The organism is Delftia sp. DLF01 (assembly GCF_014852125.1).
Taxonomy (GTDB): domain Bacteria; phylum Pseudomonadota; class Gammaproteobacteria; order Burkholderiales; family Burkholderiaceae_C; genus Comamonas; species Comamonas acidovorans.
This window is the reverse complement of the sequence record NZ_JACVAZ010000003.1, coordinates 1120164-1139999: the sequence shown is the minus strand read 5'-3', so window position 1 is coordinate 1139999 and position 19836 is coordinate 1120164. Positions and strand designations below refer to the sequence as shown.

Genomic DNA, 19836 nt, shown 5'->3' with positions numbered 1-19836 from the left:
GTACAGCCATGGCGGCACAGGCCAGCACGCCCAAGTATTCCGGAGCAGTCACCGAGACCGTACGCCGCCAGCGCGAGCAGCGGCGCGAGGTGGCCGGTGGCGCGCTGCCGCTTCCCTACCTGTCCGCCTACCCGGCCGCGCTGCAGTCACAGGTGCGTGGCTGGCTGGCCGAGGACAAGGCCGAGGCCTGGCTGCTGCGCAAGCATCCCGAGGCCCATGCCGTGCGCACGGACAAGAGCCTCTATGACTACGTGGATGCCCTCAAGGGCCGGCACATGCGCAATGCCGGCACGCTGAACAAGGTGGCCTACGACGGCCGCATCCATGTGGTCCACAACGCCCTGGGCCTGCACACGCGCCGCACCGTGGTGCAGGGAAGCCGCCTCAATGCCCGGCATGAGATCCGCATCGGCGCACTGTTCAAGCAGGCGCCCGAGGCTTTCTTGCGCATGATCGTCGTCCACGAGCTGGCCCATCTGCGCGAGCCCGATCACGACAAGGCCTTCTACCAGCTGTGTACCCACATGGAGCCCGACTACCACCAGCTGGAGTTCGAGCTGCGCCTGTACCTGAGCTGGATGGACCACTCGGGCCGGCGCCTGTGGCTGGCGCAGCCCTGATTCAAGCGGCCGTGGGGACAGCGCTGGATTCGCCGACCTGAACGGACGAGCAGCATTGCGCGGGCAGCTCCAGCCAGCGCGATGCGGCGGACTGCAGGGCCTGCAGCGATCCCGTGGTCATCAACTGGACCTGGCCCTCTGCCGCGGGCAAGGGTCCTGATTCGCTGGCCAGGGTGCCCAGGCGATCCAGCACGCGCCGCGTCTGGCGGGCTACCGGGGCACCTGTGTCGATGAACTGGATGTCCGGCCCCAGCAGCGTGCGCAACTGCTCGCGGGCGAATATGTAGTGGGTGCAGCCCAGCACCAGGGAATCCATCTCACCCGTCTTCTGTCCGAAGCTGCCCAGGGCATTCACATACCTGGCGCACAGTTGCGCGACCTCGGTGGCCATGGGGTCGGCGGGAACGGGTTGCTCCGTGCTTTCCTCGATGGCCTTGGCCAGTCCGTCGCAGGGCTGGACATGGAATTGCACGCGCTGGCCATGGTCGGTCACCAGGCGTGCAAAGCGTGCGCTGCTCACCGTGCCGCGTGTGGCCATCACGCCCACGTGGCCGGTCTGGCTCGACAGCGAAGCGGGCTTGATGGCGGGCTCCACGCCGATCAGGGGCAGTTCGGGCATTTCGGCGCGCAGCATGTCCACGGCCGCTGCCGTGGCCGTGTTGCAGGCGATCACCAGCACCTTGATCTGGTGCTGCTCGCGCAGATGGCGCGCAATGGTGCGCGTGCGCTGCTGAACGAAGGCATCGCCACGCGCATCGCCATAGGGTGCATTGCCGCTGTCGGCTAGGTAGACGAAGCGCTCATGCGGCAGTTCATGGCGCAGCGCCTGCAGCACGCTGAGGCCGCCGATGCCGCTGTCGAAGACGCCGATGGGAGAGGCCGGGGAGGTCATGTGGAGATGCGGATAAAGGCTTTTGGAGGCGGCGCCCAGTATGCCCGCTCGGGCGCGTTCATGCTGCGGCCATGGCTTGCTGCTGCAGCCATTGGGCATGTGTCAGGCGGTACAGGCAATGCCTGCGCAGCGCATGGCCTGCCGGCACCTCCGGATGGTCGAAGTCATGGGCGTCGCGTTCCATGCCCAGGCGCTGCATCACGGCCTGCGAACGCAGGTTGGACAGCGCGGTGAACGAGACGATGGACTCCAGATGCAACGCGCCGAAGCCGTGCTCCAGCGCCGCCCGTGCGCCTTCGCTGGCCAGGCCCTGGCCCCAGAAAGGCCGGGCGAGCCGCCAGCCGATTTCCACGCAGGGCGAGAACGGCAAAGACGCGGCGGGAGTATGCAGCCCGATGAAGCCCATGAACTCGCCGCTGGCAAGGTGCTCTGCCGCCCAGAAGCCCCAGCCGCGTTCCTCGATCAGTGCCTGGATCCTGTCTGCCATGGCATCGCTTTGTTCACGGCTGAGCAGTGCCGGAAAGTGCTCCATGACCTGTGGGTCGGCATTCAGCGCGGCAAAGGTCTGTCGGTCGCCGGCCTGCCACTGGCGCAGTATCAGGCGCGGTGTCCGCAGGGTCGCTACAGGGGGATGTGTGGTGGTCATGGTTGGAGAGGGCGCTGCAGTACCAGCAGATACGCGGCTGCATGGCCGTGAAAGGAGTGGGGGATGAAGCCTGCCTCGCCTGCCAGCTTTTCCACGCTGGTGCGGCGCTGGAAATGCGGGTCGAAGACCAGTTCGGCCACGGCCAGCAGGCCGCCGGGGCACAGGCTCTGGAAGATATCGGCCAGCGCGGCCTGACGGTCCGGGATCTCTCCCAGTACGGCGGCCATCACGGCGCGGTCGTGCTGCTGCGCTTCAAGCTGCCCCTGGCCCAGCGCAGCCGCCTGGGTGCGCACATTCTCCAGCCCCTGGGCGCGCGCCTTGGCAGCCACCTGTTCAAGCATGGCCGGCTGCAGGTCCACGGCCAGCACCTGTCCCTGCGCGCCAACGGCACGCGCCAATGGCAGGGTGACGCGGCCCGGGCCGCAGCCCGCGTCCAGCACCTTCATGCCCGGCTGGATCTGCAGTTGCCCGACGATGAAGGCTGCCTTGTTGCTGGCCGCGAAGGGATTGTCAAGCTCGACCATCCAGCGCAGCCAGGACGGGCAGGGCAGGACATGGCGGCGGGAGGACAGGCGCCAGGCCAGGCTGGTCACGGCCAGCAGGGCGATGAGGACGAGCGCGATGGTCATGTTGAATGGGCAGTGTTGCAGGCAGCGGGCAGTCTGTCACAAATGCCCGCACCAATGAAAAGACCGCCCGAAGGCGGTCCCTTTGCGCTTGGTGCCGGCCTCAGGCCGAGGCGATCTCAATGGTCTTGAACTCGCCGGATGCGATGCGCTTTTGCCATTCGGCAGGGCCGGTGATGTGGGCGCTGGTGCCGCCGGCATCCACGGCCACGGTCACGGGCATGTCCACCACGTCGAATTCGTAGATGGCTTCCATGCCCAGGTCCTCGAAGCCCACGACCTTGGCGTTCTTGATGGCCTTGGACACCAGGTAGGCGGCGCCGCCCACGGCCATCAGGTAGGCCGACTTGTGGTTCTTGATGGACTCGATGGCCACCGGGCCGCGCTCGGCCTTGCCGATCATGGCGATCAGGCCGGTCTGCTCCAGCATCATGTCGGTGAACTTGTCCATGCGGGTGGCCGTTGTGGGGCCTGCGGGGCCCACGGCTTCGTCCTTGACCGGGTCCACGGGGCCGACGTAGTAGATCACGCGGTTGGTGAAGTCCACGGGCAGCTTCTCGCCCTTGGCCAGCATGTCCTGGATGCGCTTGTGGGCGGCATCGCGGCCCGTGAGCATCTTGCCGTTGAGCAGCAGGGTGTCGCCTGGCTTCCAGCTGGCCACTTCTTCCTTGGTCAGTGCGTTGAGGTCCACGCGGCGCGACTTGTTGTAGTCGGGCTCCCAGTCGATCTTGGGCCACAGGTCCAGCGAGGGCGCGTCCATGTAGACCGCGCCGGAGCCGTCCATCACGAAGTGCGCATGGCGCGTGGCCGCGCAGTTGGGAATCATGGCCACGGGCTTGGAGGCCGCGTGCGTGGGGTACATCTTGATCTTGATGTCCAGCACGGTGGCCAGGCCGCCCAGGCCTTGCGCGCCGATGCCCAGGGCGTTGACCTTCTCGTACAGCTCCAGGCGCAGTTCCTCGACCTGGTCGAGCTTCTCGCCGCGCGCAGCCTTGGCCTGCAGCTCGTACATGTCCAGGTCTTCCATCAGGCTTTCCTTGGCCAGCAGCACGGCCTTCTCGGCGGTGCCGCCGATGCCGATGCCCAGCATGCCCGGCGGGCACCAGCCCGCGCCCATGGTCGGAACGGTCTTGAGAACCCAGTCCACCAGGTTGTCGCTGGGGTTCATCATGATCATCTTGGACTTGTTCTCCGAGCCGCCGCCCTTGGCGGCCACGGTCACGTCCAGCTTGTCGCCGGGCACGATCTGCACGTTGATGACGGCAGGCGTGTTGTCCTTGGTGTTCTTGCGCGCGAACAGCGGATCGGCCACGACCGAGGCACGCAGCGTGTTCTCGGGGTGGTTGTAGCCGCGGCGTACGCCTTCGTTGATGGCGTCTTCCAGGCCGCCCGTGAAGCCTTCCCAGCGCACGTCCATGCCCACCTTCAGGAACACGTTGACGATGCCGGTGTCCTGGCAGATCGGGCGGTGGCCGGTGGCCGACATCTTGGAGTTGGTCAGGATCTGGGCCATCGCGTCCTTGGCCGCCGGGCTCTGCTCGCGTTCGTAGGCGCGGGCCAGGTGGGCGATGTAGTCGGCGGGGTGGTAGTAGCTGATGTACTGCAGGGCGCCTGCGATCGAATCGATCAGGTCCTGCTGGCGGATCGTGGTGGTCATCGGTGGGGTGTCTTTTTGATCGGGGGAACAGGGGAGGGGAATCCCGGGGGCGATTATCGGCGCTGCAGGGGGAAAAGTGCACGCAATGGGCGCAGTCTTGTACAAGAGTCGAGGGGTTTGCCTGGACAAGCCCGCCTCGGCGACACCTCGGTGGGGGACGGATGCGAGAGGTTCCCATTTACGGAGTTACCATGAGCGGGTTTTTGCCATTGCGGCCCTGCCAGCCAGATATCCCCGAGCCACGTCCTGCGCGGCCCGCCGACCTGCCTCCAGCCAACTGCGCCGCGTTGTTTTCACCAAGGAGTCCATACCAATGACCGCGACCCGCCAGGAAAAAGACACTTTCGGACCCATAGCCGTCCCCGCAGACAAGCTCTGGGGTGCGCAGACGCAGCGTTCGCTGCAGAACTTCGACATCAGCGGAGAGCAGCAGCCGCGCGAGATCATCCACGCGCTGGCCCAGGTCAAGAAGGCCTCGGCCACCGTCAACCACAAGCTGGGCCTGCTCGACGAGAAGAAGACCCAGGCCATCCTGGCCGCCGCCGACGAGGTGATCGCCGGCAAGCACCCGGACGAGTTCCCGCTGGTGGTCTGGCAGACCGGCTCGGGCACGCAGACCAACATGAACGTCAACGAGGTGCTGGCCAACCGCGCCAGCGAAATCCTCGGCGGCGAGCGCGGCGAGTCGCGCCTGGTCCACCCCAATGACGACGTGAACAAGAGCCAGTCGAGCAACGACGTGTTCCCGACCGCCATGCACGTGGCTGCCGTCACGGCCATCGAGCAAAAGCTGCTGCCCGCCATTGCCCTGCTGCGCAACACGCTGCAGGCCAAGAGCGAGGCCTATGCCGACATCGTCAAGATCGGCCGCACCCATCTGCAGGACGCCACGCCGCTGACGCTGGGCCAGGAAATCTCGGGCTGGGTGGCCCAGCTGGCCCATGGCGAAAAGCATGTGCGCGCCGCGCTGCCGCACCTGTACGAGCTGGCGCTGGGCGGCACGGCCGTGGGCACGGGCCTGAATGCGCCCAAGGGCTATGCCGAGGGCGTGGCCGCCGAGCTGTCCCGGCTCACCGGCTACCCGTTCGTGACGGCGCCCAGCAAGTTCGAGGCCCTGGCCTCGTGCGACGGCCTGGTCCACGCCCACGGCGCGCTCAAGACGCTGGCCGCCAGCATGATGAAGATCGCCAACGACGTGCGCTGGCTGGCCTCCGGCCCGCGCAGCGGCCTGGGCGAGATCTCCATCCCCGAGAACGAGCCCGGCTCGTCCATCATGCCCGGGAAAGTCAATCCCACGCAGAGCGAAGCCGTGACCATGCTGGCGGCCCAGGTCTTCGGCAACGACGTGGCCATCAACTTCGGCGGCGCTTCGGGCAACTTCGAGCTGAACGTGTTCCGCCCCATGGTCTCGCACAACTTCCTGCAGAGCGTGCGCCTGCTGGCCGATGGCATGAAGAGCTTCAACGACCACTGCGCCGTGGGCATCGAGCCCAACCGCGAGCGCATCACCGAGCTGGTGCAGCGCTCGCTGATGCTGGTGACGGCGCTGAACCCGCACATCGGCTACGACAAGGCGGCCTACATCGCCAAGAAGGCGCACAAGGAAGGCTCCAGCCTGCGTGAAGCCGCCGTGGCTTCCGGCCACCTGACCGGCGAACAGTTCGACGCCTGGGTGATCCCTGCCAAGATGGTCGGCAATCTGTAAGACCTGCTGATGCAATCAAAAAGGGGAGCCGATCGGCTCCCCTTTTTTTGCTTCATGGCCTGGCTCAGTTGTCCGCCTGCGGGCGGCGCACGGCGCGGAACACGTACTTGAGCGCGTCGCCGATGGTGCTTTCCCAGACCGGCCATTCATGCTTGCCGTTGACGATGCGCAGCTCGGCAGGCTGCTTGTTCCTGCGCAGCTGGGCGTAGAGCTGGGCGGCGTCGGACTCGATCATGAATTCATCGTCGTCGCCCGAGTTGATGTACATGGGCACGCTGATCTTGCGGGCGAGAAAGCTGTCCCACAGCACAGGGTAGTTGTAGCTCTTCCAGACCGTGGTGCTGTACTGGCCGCCGGTATTGGGTTCGGCAAAGACCTTGACCGAGCGTGCCGAGGAATCGGCGGGCGGCTCGGGGTTGTAGATGGCGGGGCTCAGCAGGGCGGCGGCCTGGAATTTCTCGGGGTACTTGAGCACGTAGCGCAGCGCGCCATAGCCGCCCATGGACAGGCCGCCGATCACGCGGCCATCGCGGCTGGTGAGGGTGCGGTACTTCTTCTCGACATGGGGGACGAGGTCCTGGAAGAAGGCCGTCTCCATGGGCTCCTTGAGGTCCACGTACCAGGTTGTTCCCGCGTCGGGCATGACGATGATGGCGGGCGGGATCTCCCCGTTCTGGATCAGCTGGTCCACCGTGCGCAGCAGATTGCCCTTGACGGGCCAGTCATTGCGCTGGCCGTCATTGCCGTGCAGCAGGTACATGACGGGATAGCGCAGCCTGGACTGGGCGTCGTAGCCCGTGGGCAGGTAGACGTTGTAGGTCCAGCTGCGCTGCAGCGTGGCGCTCTTGAACTCGGCGGCCTCGATGGAGCCGGCCTGGGCGGCTGTGCCGGCCAGCAGCGCGGCGGCTGCCAGCGTGCCGGTGGCGGCCTGGCGCAGGACGATGGAAAAGGAAAGTTGGCACATGGTTTTTTGTCTCCTGTGGGCCGTGGCAGCTGGCCACGGCTGCGCCAATGTAATCGAGGGCCTGTGCGCCTCGCGCCCGCGTGTGGCCGGACCGTCGCCTGGGGGACTGTGGCCCTCAGCCGGGGCGGCCCTCAGCCGGGGCGGTCCTCAGCCGGGCGCACGCTGCGCGTGGCGCAGCGCGCTGCGAAAGCCCAGTTGCCCCAGCACGCAGGCCACCACCAGGGCCAGCGCCGCCGACAGCGCCGGGTTGCTGCCCAGGCTGGCGCCCAGCGTGCACAGGCCGCCCACGGCCATCTGGGTGCTGCCGTAGACACCGGCGGCCGAGCCCGTGAGGCGCGGATGCACGCTCAGCGCGCTGGCCAGCGCCGCAGGACTGGTCAGGCCCGAGCCCAGCGCGAACAGCACCATGAGCCCCACCACGATGGCCGGCGTGAGCTGGTTGAACAGGGCCAGCAACAGCAGCATGGCCGCGCTGGCCAGGCTCAGCAGATTGCCGTTGAGCATCAGCCGCTCCAGGGGCCAGTGGCGTATCAGCTGGCGGGCCAGCGCATTGCCCACAGCCATGCCGCCCATGAGCAGGCCCAGGTAGATGGCCACCTCATGCTTGGTGGAATGCAGCTGCTCGATGAAGACGAAGGGCGCGGCCGCCAGGAAGGCATAGATGGACGTGGTGGCGCAGCCGCCGCCCACGGCAAAGCCCACGAAGGCAGGAGAGCGCAGCAGGCTGCGGTAGTCGTCGCGGATGGTGCCCAGGTGCAGGCGGCCCGTGGGCTGGCCGGTTTCGGGCAGCAGCTTCCAGATGGCGAAGGCCGTCACGCCGCCGACCACGGCCAGCGTGCCGAAGATGGCGCGCCAGCCCAGGGCGTCGTCGATGGCCGAGCCGATGGCCGGCGCGATGCCGGGGCCGATCATCATCATCAGGTTGAGCAGCGCCAGGCTGCCCACGGCGTTCTCGGGCGTGCTTGAATCGCGCGCAATGGCGCGGCCCAGGGCCAAGCCCGCGCAGCCGCCCAGCGCCTGGAGCAGCCGCGCGCCGATCAGCCAGGGGGCGGACGGGGCAAGAAAGGCCGCCAGGCTGGCCAGCGCATAGAGGATGAGCCCGGCCAGCAGCATGGGGCGGCGCCCCAGGCTGTCCGACAGCGGGCCATAGATCAGCTGGCCTACGCCCAGGCCCAGGATGTAGACCGTGATGGTCAGCTGCATCTGGCTGGCGCCGGCCTGGAGCTGCCGTGCCGCATCGGGCAGGGCGGGCAGGAACATGTGCATGGCCAGCGTGCCGACGATGGTCACGATCACCAGCAGCCACAGCGGCGCCTTGCGGCTGGCCGCTGCATGGTCCTGGGCGGGTGGCAGCGAAGAGTGCTCGGCCGTCATCTCAGGCAGCCTGCTCGTCGGGCAGGTCCGTGTCGCAGGCGGGCTCGGCGGCCATGGCCTCCAGCAGGCGCTGCAGCGTGGCATAGGCCGCGCCCAGTTCCTCGGGCGGCACGGCGCCCAGCACCTGGGCGCGCGCCTGCTGCAGCAGACCCTGCACGGCTTCTACCTGGGCATGGCCGGCTGGCGTGAGCTGGATTTTTCTGACGCGGCGGTCGCTGTCGTCCACGCGCTCTATCCAGCCCTGGGCGGCCAGGCCGTCCACCAGGCGCACGACGGAGGAGCTGTCCAGCGCCAGGGAGTGGGCCAGATCCTTCTGGCGCATGGCCTCGGGCGAGCGCGCCAGGTGCATCAGCGGCATCCACAGTGCCTGGGTCAGTCCCATGGGTGCCAGCAGCCGGTCCAGCGTGCGGCGCCACTGTTTGTTCACCTGCCCCAGCGTGAACATGAAATGCCTTTGCACGGCGGCGGGGTCGGCCTGCGTGGGCGGGAAGGGGGCGGAAGGGGACGACATCGGGTGATATTCAAATAGTTGGCATCCCAATTATCTGCATATCAACGATGTCGTTTGCGGGGCCGCCCTGATACATCCGCATGCATCAGGGTCTTGCCCGCGGTGCCGGGGCCGTATGCGGGGCTGTATGCCGGAGCCGTGTACCGGCAGTTACATGCCCAGCGACTTGAGCAGTTCGTCGGTGTCGGTGCTGGCGGCCGGCGCGGGCGCTGCGGCCGGGGTGCTGGCGGCGGTCTGGGCCATGAGCGCATCGGGGTCGGGGCGCTCCTGGGGCTCGAAGTCCACGACCTTGATGAACTCGGTGCGGTCCATGGCCAGTTCGAGATAGAAGATGTTGTTGTTGCCCGTGTAGAAGGTCACGCGGCGCGCCTCGGGGGAGTCGAGGTTGGCGTCCACGCTGAGGTTGACCTGCTTGTTCAGGCGGATCATCTTGGGCTGGCTCTGGGTGATGTAGGTCTGAAGCTCGCGCTGGACCTTGCTGGTGAAGTCGCCCACCACCTGGTTCATCAGCTCGCCCATGACGTTGCTGACATCGTCCGAGGTATAGGAGGTGGCCAGGTCGTCCTCGCCCATGCCCATGCTCAGCATGTAGCTGCGGTACAGCTCCATGGCGGCGGCGGCCGAGAAGTTGATGATCACCAGGCCCGAGAAGCCGCCGTCCACCAGGACAAAGCAGCCGATGTCGGGCTTGAGGCTGGTCTTGGTGATGCGTTGCACCATGCCCGAATACTGGATCTGGCACTGCGTGGCCACCTGGAGCACGCGCGAGACGGAGTTGCAGAGGCTGATCAGCACGTCTTCCGTGCCATGGACGATGGGATGTTGGGGCTGGTTCATGAGGTCAACGGGACAAAATTGTGAGCGATTATGGGTGCAAGTCCGTTGTTGCGACCATTTGTAACTCCGAAGGCGTATTCTGGATGTCGGACCGGGCAGCCCGCCGGGTCCGCACCTTTGATGCAACGGAGGTTGGACGATGAGAGCACAGCAGCATCTGACCCGGGTTCCGCTGGACGCACTGCGTCCCACGCAGATGACCATAGGCGCGGCCGAAGTGCAGACCAAGCGCGCCCAGTGGAGCCGCCTCAGGCGCAAGGAGCGCGAAGGCCTTCTGGCCTCACACTGGTTTCCGGCCGTGCTGGGGCCGCGTGGCCTGCACTACATCGTTGACCACCACCACCTGGGGCTGGCGCTGACGCAGGAGTCCGTGGAGCAGGTCTGGGTCATGCAGCTGGCCGATTTCAGCGAGGCCGATCCGCTGATGTTCTGGCGCCTGATGGAGTTCCACCAATGGGCCCATCCGTATGACGAGCGCGGCCGCCGATGCGACTGGGCCAAGATGCCCGAGCAGCTGGACCGTCTGCGCGACGACCCCTACCGCAGCCTGGCCGGCGCCGTGCGCAAGGCCGGTGGCTATGCCAAGGACACGGCGCCTTTCGTCGAATTCCTCTGGGCCGATTTTTTCCGCACGCGCTTTGCACCCAAGGACCTGCGCAGTGGCAAGAGCGATGTCGCCTTGCCCGATCAGGCCCTGCATGAGGCCCTGGGCCTGGCGCACGGCGCCGAGGCGCGCTACCTGCCGGGCTGGTCCGGCGTCGTTGCCCCGCAATCCTGATGCGTGCGCCTGGCCTGCCTGCCTTGGCCGATCGGGGCGCCGGCCTGTCCATCGCCGGCCTGCTGCTGCCCGAGGCCGTGGCCTATTCCGGCATCGCCGGCCTGCCGCCGCAGGCCGGGGTGATTGCGCTGTTCGCCGGGCTGCTGGCCTATGGCCTGCTGGGGACCAGCCGCTTCGCCATCGTCTCGGCCACATCCTCCTCTGCCGCCGTGCTGCTGGCGGCCACGGCGTCCATGGCCGGCACCTCGCCGCAGCAGCGCATGCTGCTGGGCGTGGGCATCGTGCTGCTGACGGGCCTGTTCTTCGTGGTGGCGGGGCTGGCGCGGCTGGGCGCGGTCTCCAATTTCATTGCCAAGCCCGTGCTGCGCGGTTTTGCGCTGGGGCTGGCGCTGACCATCGTGGTCAAGCAGATCCCGCATGCCGTCGCCTTCCAGCCTGTGCATGGCGATCTGCCGCGCTTTGTCTGGGAGCTGCTGGCCGGCTGGCGGCACTGGAATGGAGCGGGTCTGGTGATGGCCGTTGCGGCGTTGCTGCTGATGCGTGCGCTGGCCCGCTGGCGTGGCCTGCCTGCGGCCTTGCTGGTGATAGCGGCTGGCATTGCGCTGGATGCGAGCGGCTGGTGCGCGCGCTGGGGCATTGCGGCCGTGGGGCCGATACGGCTGGATTTCTCCAACACCGGCATTCCCTCGCTGTCGCGCACCGAATGGCTGCGCCTGGGCGAGCTGGCCTTTGCGATGGCGCTCATCCTCTATGCCGAGTCCTATGGCTCCATCCGTACCTTTGCGCTGCGCCACGGCGACCGCGTCGATGCCAACCGCGACCTGATGGCGCTGGGTGCGGCCAACCTGCTGTCGAGTGTGTTTCATGGCATGCCCGTGGGCGCGGGCTACTCGGCCACATCGGCCAACGAGGTGGCGGGCGCGCAAAGCCGCTCTGCGGGCCTGGTGGCCTGCGCCGTGGTGGGCCTGGCCGTCTGGCTGCTGCTGCCCTGGATAGAGCGCACGCCCGAGCCGCTGCTGGCCGCCATCGTCATCCATGCGGTGGGCCACACGCTGAACCCTGCCGCGCTGCGCCCTTACTTCGCCTGGCGGCGAGACCGGCTGATCGTGGTGCTGGCCTTCTTTGCCGTGCTGGCGCTGGGCGTGCTCGACGGGTTGCTGCTGGCCATCGCGGCCAGCCTGCTCATGCTGCTGCAAACGCTGTCCCGCTCGCATGTGAGCTGGCTGGGCAGGCTGGGGGACACGCATGACTTTGTCGATGCCGCACGCCATCCCGACGCGGTGGTGCCGGCCGGCCTGCTGATCGCGCGGCCCGAGGCGCCGCTGTTCTTCGGCAATGCCGACCCCGTGTTTGCGGCCATCCGGGAGCGGCTGCAATCCCTGCCTTCGCCCCGCGGCGTGGTGCTGAGCCTGGAAGATTCGGCCGATCTGGATGCCACCAGTGTCGAGGCGCTGTGCGACTTCGCGGCCCAGTTGCGGCAACTGGGCGTGCCGCTGGCCCTGGCCCGCGTCAAGGACCCCGTGCGCGACCTGCTGGCGCGCGTGGGCAATCCGGCCTTGCCGCACGCCAGCTATGCGGGCTGGAGCGTGGACGACGCCGTGCGCCAGTTGCAGATCCCTGCGTGATCCCCGCCCCGGCGCAGCACCTCAGCCCGCCGCCTGGGTGGACTCGCGCACGATGCAGCGCCCCTGCATGATCACCTTGCGCAGCGGCAGGTCGGGCGTGTGCAGCCGCTCCATGAGCAGGCCGAATGCGGCGCGGCCCATGGCCTCCACCGGCTGCTCGATCACGGTGATGGCGGGGGCCACCAGTTCTGTCCAGCGCTCGTTGTCGAAACCGGCGAGTGCCACATCGCCGGGGATGCGCAGGCCTGCGGCGCGTATCGCGCGCAGGCAGCCTTCCAGCAGCAGGCTGTTGCTGGCCACGAAGGCATCGGGCCGCTGCGGCTGGCGCAGCCATTGCGCGACCTCGGCCTCGGCGGCATCGCTGGTCGGAGGCAACTGGCGCAAGTCGGGCGCCAGGCCCGCATCGCGCATGGCGGCCAGATAGCCGTCGCAGCGCTCGCGCGCCGTGCTGCTGGTGCTGCCGAAGACGCCTGCAATGCGGCGGCGGCCCTGGTCCACCAGATGCCTGACCAGGGTGGCGCAGGCCTGTGCGTTGTCCAGCACCACGCTGTCATGGAAGGCCGGGGCGCCCGCCCGGTCCACCAGGACGACGGGGAACTCCAGCTGCATGCGCTCGAGCTTGTGCAGGCTGGCCTGGGTGGGCGCAAAGATCAGCCCCGCGATGCGCTCTTCCTGCATGAGCTGCAGGTACATGGCTTCGCGCTGCGGGTCTTCGTCGGTGTTGCACAACAGCACGCGCCGGCCCTGGCGATAGGCCTCGGCCTCGACCGCGCGGATCAGGGCCGTGAAAAACGGGTTGCGTATGTCGGCCACCAGCACGCCCATGGGCCCTGCGTCGCGCGCGCGCAGCCGGCGCGCCATCAGATTGGGCCGGTATCCCGTGGCCTGCACGGCGGCGGCGACCCGCGCCCGGACCTCCTCGCTGACCGAGCCGCCCGCCAGCGCGCGCGATACCGTCGATTTGGAAACCCCGGCCGCACGGGCCACATCGTTGATGCTGATGCTCAATGCAATCGTTCCCGTTGGTTGTGGTGTGCCGCAGAGGATAACTCCAAAGAAATGCCGAGGTATGGCCGGATTGTGGCCAGGTTATGTTGCAGTGCAGATTGACTGATGGTTGGGAACGTTCCCACAATCCGCGCCATGATCAATGCCCATTCATCCCTCCCGGCGGTTGCACCCACCGCTCCTGCGGGCCTGCAGATCGCCGTGCGCCTGGACGCCAGGGTGCGCGACAAGGCCGACGCCATTGCCCAGGCGGCCCGGCTGCTCCAGGACCGTGGCTGCGTGGCCCCTGGCTATGCCACCGGCATGCAGGCGCGCGAGGCCCAGGCCGAAACCTTTCTGGGCCACGGCGTGGCCATTCCCCACGGCCGCGCCGAAGACCGGGCCCTGGTGCTGCGCGACGCGGTGGCCGTGCTCCAGGTGCGCGAGGGCCTGGATTGGAATGCAGGCCAGAACGTGCATCTGGTCGTGGCGGTGGCGGCACGCTCCGATGCCCACATCACCTTGCTGCGCCGCCTGGCCGGCCTGCTGCAGACACCGCGGCTGCAGGCGCTGTTCACCACGGGCGATGCGCAGCAGGTCATTGATGTACTCCAGGGGCAAGCGGACCCGGCGCCACCTGCCGCCCGCCCGGCGGCAGTGGACCTGGCCGAGGCGTGCGAATGGACCATTGCCTATCCCAACGGCCTGCATGCGCGGCCTGCCACGCGCTGGGCGGAGGCGGCGCGCGGCTTTGCCTCGCGCATCCAGGTGCGCCATGGCGGCGAGGTGGCCGATGCGCGGCAGATGGCCAGCCTGCTGCAGCTGGGACTGCGCGAAGGCGACAAGGTCACCGTCTCGGCAGAGGGCCCCGACGCCAGTGCCGCGGTCCAGCGCCTGTGCGCTGTGGCCCAGGCCCTGGTGGCCCAGGAACGTGCCGATGCCGACGCCGCTGCGCGCAAGGCGGCCGAATCGCCCGCCACGGGCTGGCTGCCGCCGCTGGCGCGGCCTGCCTTTGTGGGCCTGGGCGCCAGCCCGGGGCTGGCCGTGGCCCGCATCCACCAGTGGCGTGTGGAGGCCGCCGAGATCCCCGACCTGCCCGAGCCACTCAGCGTGGGCGGCGCGCGGCTGCATGCGGCGCTGGCCGAGACACAGGGCCAGCTGCGCGCCCTGCATGACGACACTCGCCGCCGCCTGGGCGAAGGCGATGCGGCCATCTTCAGCGCGCAGGCCGAGTGGCTGGGCGACACCGGACTCATCACGCGCGCCTGCCAGTTCATGGTCCAGGGCCACGGCGTGGCCTGGGCCTGGGACCAGGCCGTGGAGGAGGGGGCTGCCCGTCTCCAGGCGCTGGACAACCCCGCGCTGGCCGCGCGTGCCGCAGATCTGCGCGACGTGGGCCGGCGTGTGCTGGTGCAACTGCAGCCCTCGCTGGCAGCGGCGGGACCGGAGGGCCTGCCGGAAGGCGGCTGCATCCTGGTCGCGGCCGATCTTTCGCCCTCGGAAACCGCCCGGCTGGACACGGCGCGCGTGTGCGCGCTGGTCACGGCGCAGGGCAGTCCCACCTCGCACACGGCCATACTCGCGCGCACGCTGGGGCTGCCGGCCGCCGTGGCGGCGGGCGGCGGCGTGCTGGGCATGGCCGATGGGGCCCTGGCCATCGTCGATGGCGCCAATGGCCGCATCTACCTTGATCCCTCGGAGCAGGACCTGGCTTCGGCGCGTGCCCACATGGCCGAGCAGCGGGCGTTGCAGGAACGCGTGTCCGCGCAGCGCAGCCTGCCTGCCATCACCACCGATGGCGTGCGCATCGAAGTCTGCGCCAACGTCAACCTGCCCGAGCAGGTGCCGTTGGCCCTGTCCCAGGGCGCCGAGGGCGTGGGCCTGATGCGCACGGAATTCCTGTTCCTGGAGCGCGGCAGCACGCCCGGCGAGGACGAGCAGTACGAAACCTACCGCGCCATGGCGCAGGCGCTGGAGGGCCGGCCGCTGATCGTCCGCGCGCTGGACATCGGCGGCGACAAGCAGGTCGCCCACCTGGAGCTGCCCCGCGAGGACAACCCCTTCCTGGGCGTGCGCGGCGCGCGGCTGCTGCTGCGCCGCCCCGACCTGCTGGAGCCCCAGATGCGCGCCCTGTACCGGGCGGCCCGCGATGGCGCAAGGCTGTCCGTGATGTTTCCCATGGTCACCAGCGTGCAGGAGCTGCTGGCGCTGCGTGCGGCCTGCGAACGGCTGCGCGCCGACTTGGACGCGCCAGTCCTGCCGCTGGGCATCATGATCGAGGTGCCCGCCGCTGCCGTGCAGGCCGACGCACTGGCCCGCCATGCCGATTTCTTCTCCATCGGCACCAACGACCTGACCCAGTACGTGCTGGCCATGGACCGCCAGAACCCGCAGCTGGCGGCCGAGGCGGACAGCCTGCATCCGGCCGTACTGCGGATGGTGCGCGCCACCGTGCAGGGTGCTGCCACCCGCGCGCGTCCCGTGGGCGTCTGTGGCGGACTGGCCGGCGACCCGTTCGGTGCGCTGCTGCTGGCCGGGCTGGGGGTGGGCGAGCTGTCCATGACTCCCAACGACATCGCCGGTGTCAAGGCCGGCCTGCGCGCGGCCAGCCTGCGGCAGTTGCAGGCGCTCGCAGACAGGGCGCTCGGCTGCGAGGATGCCGCGCAGGTGCGGGACCTGGCCAAGGAGGTGACGGCATGAACGCCCCGCAAGCCATTACCGTGACCCTGAACCCGGCCATAGACCAGCTTGTGACCCTGGATGCGCTGCTGCCCGGCCAGGTGCAGCGCGCGCTGGGCAGCGTGCAGGCGCCGGGCGGCAAGGGCATCAATGTTGCCGCCGCCTTGGCGGGCCTGGGCGTTTCCACGGCCGCGCTGGGCGTGCTGGGCAGTGACAACGCCGGCATGTTCGAGGCCTTGTTCGCCCAGCGCGGCATTGCCGACGCCTGCCTGCGCGTGCCGGGCCAGACGCGCACCAACATCAAGCTGGTGGCCGATGGCGGACGCCAGACCACGGACATCAACCTGCCGGGCCTGGTGTTGGCCGAAGCGCATCTGGACGCCGTCATGGCCGCGCTGGCCCGGTATCTGCGGCCCGGCCTGGCCGTGGTGCTGTCGGGCAGCCTGCCGGCCGGCCTGCCTGCGGACAGCTGGGCCCGGCTCCAGGCCCAGGCCGTGGCCGCCGGTGCCTATGTGCTGCTGGACACCAGCGAGGCCCCCCTGGCCGCCGCCCTGGCGACGGCCCCCCATGCGGCCATGCCTTGGGCCATCAAGCCCAACCGGGAGGAGTTGCAGGCCGCCACCGGCCTGCGCCTGGACGGCCGCGATGCGCTGCTGGCCGCCGCGCGCAGCCTGCTGGACAGGGGACTGGGACTGGCCGTGGTGTCCATGGGCGAGGAGGGCGCGCTGTTTGCCAGCGCGCAAGGCGCGGTGATTGCGCGGCCGCCGCAGCGCGCGCGCGGCAGCTCCGTGGGCGCGGGCGATGCCATGGTCGCGGGCATGGTGGCCGCGCGGCTGCGCGGACTGGATCTGGCGGACACCGCACGCCTGTCCACGGCCAGCGCGCTGGCCTGGCTGCAGGCCGCGCCCGCGCGCGAAGTCGATGCCAACCGCGTCCAGGCCCTGGCCGCCAGCGTGCTGCTGGAGCCATGCCAGTGGCCGTGATCCCCCATTCTTCAGGAGCTCTCATGAACCCTCTTTTTGTGGTGATCGCAGCCGCCGGGCACGACGCCGAAGCGCTGCTGGCCGCCGAGGCCCTGCGCCATGCGGCCGGACAGCGGCCCTTGGCCGTGGAAGTGCGCGCCAGCGGCGGTGTGATCGGGCTGCATGCGGCCGATGCCGCCGCGCAGGCCGGGCAATTGCTGATCGTGCGGGATGCCGGCACCGATGACGATGCAGATACCGCCGCCGATGCCTCCCGCTTCGTGCAGGCCGCCGTCGAGCGCTGCAGCCTGCGCGAGGCGCTCGACGATCCGGCCGGCGTGCTTGCACGCTGCGCTGCCGCCAGTCCCGCAGTACAGCGCACGGGCAAGCGGATCGTGGCCGTCACCTCCTGCCCCACGGGCATCGCCCACACCTTCATGGCGGCAGAGGGGCTGCAGCGCGGCGCGGCGGCGCTGGGCCACGCCATGCGCGTGGAGACGCAAGGCTCGGTGGGCGCGCTCGATGCGCTGACGCCGCAGGAGATTGCCGAGGCCGACCTGGTCATCATCGCCGCTGATCGCGAGGTCGATCTTTCGCGCTTCGCGGGCAAGCCGCTGCTGCGCAGCGGCACCAAGCCGGCCATACGCGACGGCTCGGGGCTGATCACCCGGGCGCTGGCCGAAGCCACCGTGCATGGTGCCGCCGTAGGCGCTGCTGCAGGCGGCGCCGCGCCCACGCCGGCCCGGACCCAGGGCGGTGCCTATCGCCACCTGATGACCGGCGTGTCCTTCATGCTGCCCTTCGTCACGGCGGGCGGCATTCTGATCGCCATGGCCTTTGCGCTGGGCGGCATCTATGTCCATGACGATGCCCACCAGGGCACGCTGGGCTGGACGCTGTTCCAGATCGGCGCCAAGGGCGGCTTTGCGCTGATGGTGCCGGCGCTGGCCGGCTATATCGCCTATTCCATTGCCGACCGGCCCGGCATTGCGCCGGGCATGATCGGCGGCATGATCGCGTCCAGCATGGGGGCGGGCTTCATCGGCGGCATCGCGGCCGGCTTCATCGCAGGCTACGGCGTGGCCTTCATGGCGGCGCACATCCGGCTGCCGCAGGCGCTCAAGGGCCTGCTGCCCATGCTGATCCTGCCTGTGCTGGGCAGCCTGTTCACGGGGCTGCTGATGTTCTATCTGGTCGGTGCGCCCGTGGCCGAGCTGCTGCAGTGGCTGAGCGCCTGGCTGCGCGGCATGCAGGGTGCCAGCGCCTTGCTGCTGGGCCTGTTGCTGGGCGCGATGATGGCCTTTGACATGGGCGGGCCGGTGAACAAGGCCGCCTATGCGTTTTCCACGGGAATGATCGCGAGCCAGGTCTACACGCCGATGGCTGCGGCCATGATCGCCGGCATGACGCCGCCGCTGGGGCTGGCCCTGGCCACGCGCCTGTTTGCCGACCGCTTCACGCGCGAGGAGCGCGGCAGCGCCGCCTCGGCCGGCGTGCTGGGCCTGGCCTTTGTCACCGAGGGGGCCATTCCCTACGCGGCGCGCGATCCGCTGCGCACGATTCCGGCCCTGGTGCTGGGCTCGGCCGTGGCCGGCGCCGTGTCCATGCTGGCGGGTGTGGAGCTGAAGGTGCCGCATGGCGGCATCTTCGTCGCCCCCATTCCCAACGCCGTGACCCATGTGGCCATGTATGCGGTGGCGCTGGTGGTGGGCGTGGTGGTCACGGCCATCGCCCTGCGCATGTTCAAAAGGCCCGCCGAAGCGAGCCTTTGAAGCGGGCCTTTGAAGCAGGAAGCCGGGGGAGCGCCTGGCGCGGCTCCCCCCGCAGCGTTCAGCGGGCTGCGGCGCGGGCCTGTTCCAGCCAGCCGTCGAAGGTCTTCTGGTGGGCCTTGATCCAGCCGTCCACATGGCGGTTGATGTCCGAGGGCTTGTTCTGGCCCTGGCTCATCATGTGGTTCTGCGCGCTGATGTCGCCCACGGGCAGCTGCATCAGCTCGAACAGCTTGCCGGCGTCGGGGTGCTTGTCGGTGAAGGCCTTGTTGGCCACGATCTGCTGCTTGTTCACCACGAAGCCGTAGTTCTTGCCGTTGGGCAGCTTGGTATCGAACTTGGCCTGCTCGCCGGGCAGCGAGGAGAAGGGCACCTCCAGCCACACCACGTCCTTGCCGGGCTTGAGCACGTTGCTCACCCAGTAGGGCGTCCAGGTGTAGTAGAGGATGGGCTTGCCGGCCTTGTAGCGCGAGATGGTGTCGGCGATCAGCGCCGAGTACGTGCCCTGCTTGTGGGTCACGGTGTCACGCAGCTTGTAGGCCGTCAGGTGGTGCTCGATCACGGCCTCGCAGCCCCAGCCCGGCGTGCAGCCGGTGAGGTCGGCCTTGCCGTCGCCGTCCGAGTCGAACAGCTTGGCGATCTTGGGGTCCTTCAACTGGCCGATATTGGTGATCTTGTATTCGTCGGCCGTCTTCTTGTCGATCAGATAGCCCTGGGCGGCGTTGTCCGAGTAAACCCCCTTGCGGAACAGCTTGGCGTCGCCGCCCGCGTTCTTGTAGTAGTCGGCGTGCAGCGGGTTCCAGTGCGTGGCCAAGAAAGTGGCATCGCCATTGGCAATCGCCACGTGGGCCGTGGGGTACTCGACTTCCTGGAAGGGCTGCACGTCGTAGCCCAGCTTCTCCAGGGCCTTCATGACGATGAGGGTCTGGAAGCTTTCTTCGGCGATGGAGCTCTTGAGCGGCGACACCTTCACGCCCTTGCCGGGCTGGTCGCTGGCGGCCGATGCGCCTGCGCAGGCCAGTGCGATGCCGGCAGCCATCGTGGCGGTGCGCAGCCAGTGGCTGGCAGCGGCAGTTGGCAGTCGATTGTGGTTCAGGGCTTGGTTCATCCTCGGGTTCCTCCGTTGTGTGATGAAAGGGGAGTGGGCGGCCAGCGTGGCTGGCCGCTTTTCGGGAAGGCGGCGCGGCAGTGGGCCCATCCGCGC

General features: G+C 68.7%; 17 protein-coding genes. 7 read left to right on the top strand and 10 right to left on the bottom strand.

Annotated elements, in window-relative coordinates; translation table 11 throughout:
* Window positions 1-8: 8 nt before the first annotated feature.
* A complete protein-coding gene (locus IB269_RS20450) occupies window positions 9-620 on the top strand; it encodes a M48 family metallopeptidase (RefSeq protein ID WP_097202847.1) in 612 nt (203 codons plus the stop codon).
* Between the two features lies 1 nt (window position 621).
* Here IB269_RS20450 and murI read toward each other — a convergent pair whose 3' ends face one another.
* The 4 genes from murI to IB269_RS20430 form a co-directional block, all read right to left on the bottom strand.
* Window positions 622-1512, bottom strand: a complete 891-nt coding sequence (gene murI / locus IB269_RS20445; protein WP_192368117.1) for a glutamate racemase — start codon at window positions 1510-1512, stop codon at window positions 622-624.
* Between the two features lie 58 nt (window positions 1513-1570).
* A complete protein-coding gene (locus tag IB269_RS20440; protein ID WP_192368116.1) occupies window positions 1571-2158 on the bottom strand; it encodes a GNAT family N-acetyltransferase in 588 nt (195 codons plus the stop codon).
* Entirely contained in the window at window positions 2155-2787 is a 633-nt protein-coding gene (locus tag IB269_RS20435; protein WP_013803261.1) for a class I SAM-dependent methyltransferase, read from the bottom strand. Before IB269_RS20435 ends, IB269_RS20440 begins: the two co-directional genes overlap by 4 nt.
* A 100-nt stretch (window positions 2788-2887) precedes the next feature.
* The gene (locus tag IB269_RS20430; protein WP_034391754.1) at window positions 2888-4441 is read right to left on the bottom strand and encodes a fumarate hydratase; all 1554 of its coding nucleotides are present in this window, start codon (window positions 4439-4441) and stop codon (window positions 2888-2890) included.
* Between the two features lie 313 nt (window positions 4442-4754).
* On the opposite strand from IB269_RS20430, the gene fumC reads away from it, so the two are divergent.
* Window positions 4755-6146: a class II fumarate hydratase gene (fumC, locus tag IB269_RS20425; protein WP_192368115.1), complete on the top strand. Its 1392-nt coding sequence runs from the start codon at window positions 4755-4757 to the stop codon at window positions 6144-6146.
* A 64-nt stretch (window positions 6147-6210) separates the two neighbouring features.
* On the opposite strand, the gene IB269_RS20420 is transcribed toward fumC, so the two are convergent.
* The 4 genes from IB269_RS20420 to IB269_RS20405 all read right to left on the bottom strand — a co-directional run bounded on the left by IB269_RS20420 (window position 6211) and on the right by IB269_RS20405 (window position 9832).
* Window positions 6211-7110, bottom strand: a complete 900-nt coding sequence (locus IB269_RS20420) for an alpha/beta hydrolase (RefSeq protein WP_192368114.1) — start codon at window positions 7108-7110, stop codon at window positions 6211-6213.
* A gap of 147 nt (window positions 7111-7257) precedes the next feature.
* Window positions 7258-8484, bottom strand: coding sequence for a multidrug effflux MFS transporter (locus IB269_RS20415; RefSeq protein ID WP_192368113.1), 1227 nt, complete (start codon window positions 8482-8484; stop codon window positions 7258-7260).
* A 1-nt stretch (window position 8485) separates the two neighbouring features.
* Window positions 8486-8995 (bottom strand): MarR family winged helix-turn-helix transcriptional regulator, encoded by a 510-nt coding sequence (locus IB269_RS20410; protein WP_192368112.1) that lies wholly within the window; start codon window positions 8993-8995, stop codon window positions 8486-8488.
* A 150-nt stretch (window positions 8996-9145) separates the two neighbouring features.
* Window positions 9146-9832 (bottom strand): DUF3334 family protein, encoded by a 687-nt coding sequence (locus IB269_RS20405; protein ID WP_063326645.1) that lies wholly within the window; start codon window positions 9830-9832, stop codon window positions 9146-9148.
* Between the two features lie 139 nt (window positions 9833-9971).
* Between IB269_RS20405 and IB269_RS20400 the strand changes: the two genes are divergently transcribed.
* Together IB269_RS20400 and IB269_RS20395 are read left to right on the top strand one after the other, a co-directional pair.
* Window positions 9972-10610, top strand: a complete 639-nt coding sequence (locus IB269_RS20400) for a ParB-like protein (RefSeq protein WP_065347984.1) — start codon at window positions 9972-9974, stop codon at window positions 10608-10610.
* On the top strand, window positions 10610-12235 hold the full coding sequence (locus IB269_RS20395) for a SulP family inorganic anion transporter (protein ID WP_192368111.1): 1626 nt from the start codon (window positions 10610-10612) through the stop codon (window positions 12233-12235). The genes IB269_RS20400 and IB269_RS20395 overlap by 1 nt, the downstream gene beginning before the upstream one ends.
* Window positions 12236-12256: 21 nt before the next feature.
* Here the strand turns inward: IB269_RS20395 and IB269_RS20390 are convergent, their stop codons facing one another.
* Window positions 12257-13243 carry a LacI family DNA-binding transcriptional regulator gene (locus IB269_RS20390; RefSeq protein ID WP_071954943.1) on the bottom strand — a complete coding sequence of 329 codons (987 nt, stop codon included), beginning with the start codon at window positions 13241-13243 and terminating at the stop codon, window positions 12257-12259.
* 135 nt (window positions 13244-13378) lie between these two features.
* On the opposite strand from IB269_RS20390, the gene ptsP reads away from it, so the two are divergent.
* Genes ptsP through IB269_RS20375 form a run of 3 tightly spaced genes read left to right on the top strand, consistent with a single transcriptional unit; the run spans window position 13379 to window position 18635 of the window.
* Entirely contained in the window at window positions 13379-15922 is a 2544-nt protein-coding gene (ptsP, locus tag IB269_RS20385; protein WP_225614207.1) for a phosphoenolpyruvate--protein phosphotransferase, read from the top strand.
* Window positions 15919-16884: a 1-phosphofructokinase family hexose kinase gene (locus IB269_RS20380; RefSeq protein WP_192368110.1), complete on the top strand. Its 966-nt coding sequence runs from the start codon at window positions 15919-15921 to the stop codon at window positions 16882-16884. The genes ptsP and IB269_RS20380 overlap by 4 nt, the downstream gene beginning before the upstream one ends.
* A gap of 23 nt (window positions 16885-16907) precedes the next feature.
* Window positions 16908-18635 carry a PTS fructose transporter subunit IIC gene (locus tag IB269_RS20375; protein ID WP_192368109.1) on the top strand — a complete coding sequence of 576 codons (1728 nt, stop codon included), beginning with the start codon at window positions 16908-16910 and terminating at the stop codon, window positions 18633-18635.
* A 58-nt stretch (window positions 18636-18693) separates the two neighbouring features.
* Here IB269_RS20375 and proX read toward each other — a convergent pair whose 3' ends face one another.
* The gene (gene proX, locus IB269_RS20370) at window positions 18694-19740 is read right to left on the bottom strand and encodes a glycine betaine/L-proline ABC transporter substrate-binding protein ProX (protein ID WP_012204550.1); all 1047 of its coding nucleotides are present in this window, start codon (window positions 19738-19740) and stop codon (window positions 18694-18696) included.
* Window positions 19741-19836 lie beyond the last annotated feature (96 nt).

Excerpts from the sequence above, each read along its gene's own strand:
- IB269_RS20450 (WP_097202847.1), top strand. The coding sequence starts at position 9 with ATGGCGGCACAGGCCAGCACGCCCAAGTATTCCGGAGCAGTCACCGAG.
- murI (WP_192368117.1), bottom strand. The coding sequence starts at position 1,512 with ATGACCTCCCCGGCCTCTCCCATCGGCGTCTTCGACAGCGGCATCGGC.
- IB269_RS20440 (WP_192368116.1), bottom strand. The coding sequence starts at position 2,158 with ATGACCACCACACATCCCCCTGTAGCGACCCTGCGGACACCGCGCCTG.
- IB269_RS20435 (WP_013803261.1), bottom strand. The coding sequence starts at position 2,787 with ATGACCATCGCGCTCGTCCTCATCGCCCTGCTGGCCGTGACCAGCCTG.
- IB269_RS20430 (WP_034391754.1), bottom strand. The coding sequence starts at position 4,441 with ATGACCACCACGATCCGCCAGCAGGACCTGATCGATTCGATCGCAGGC.
- fumC (WP_192368115.1), top strand. The coding sequence starts at position 4,755 with ATGACCGCGACCCGCCAGGAAAAAGACACTTTCGGACCCATAGCCGTC.
- IB269_RS20420 (WP_192368114.1), bottom strand. The coding sequence starts at position 7,110 with ATGTGCCAACTTTCCTTTTCCATCGTCCTGCGCCAGGCCGCCACCGGC.
- IB269_RS20415 (WP_192368113.1), bottom strand. The coding sequence starts at position 8,484 with ATGACGGCCGAGCACTCTTCGCTGCCACCCGCCCAGGACCATGCAGCG.
- IB269_RS20410 (WP_192368112.1), bottom strand. The coding sequence starts at position 8,995 with ATGTCGTCCCCTTCCGCCCCCTTCCCGCCCACGCAGGCCGACCCCGCC.
- IB269_RS20405 (WP_063326645.1), bottom strand. The coding sequence starts at position 9,832 with ATGAACCAGCCCCAACATCCCATCGTCCATGGCACGGAAGACGTGCTG.
- IB269_RS20400 (WP_065347984.1), top strand. The coding sequence starts at position 9,972 with ATGAGAGCACAGCAGCATCTGACCCGGGTTCCGCTGGACGCACTGCGT.
- IB269_RS20395 (WP_192368111.1), top strand. The coding sequence starts at position 10,610 with ATGCGTGCGCCTGGCCTGCCTGCCTTGGCCGATCGGGGCGCCGGCCTG.
- ptsP (WP_225614207.1), top strand. The coding sequence starts at position 13,379 with ATGATCAATGCCCATTCATCCCTCCCGGCGGTTGCACCCACCGCTCCT.
- IB269_RS20380 (WP_192368110.1), top strand. The coding sequence starts at position 15,919 with ATGAACGCCCCGCAAGCCATTACCGTGACCCTGAACCCGGCCATAGAC.
- IB269_RS20375 (WP_192368109.1), top strand. The coding sequence starts at position 16,908 with ATGAACCCTCTTTTTGTGGTGATCGCAGCCGCCGGGCACGACGCCGAA.
- proX (WP_012204550.1), bottom strand. The coding sequence starts at position 19,740 with ATGAACCAAGCCCTGAACCACAATCGACTGCCAACTGCCGCTGCCAGC.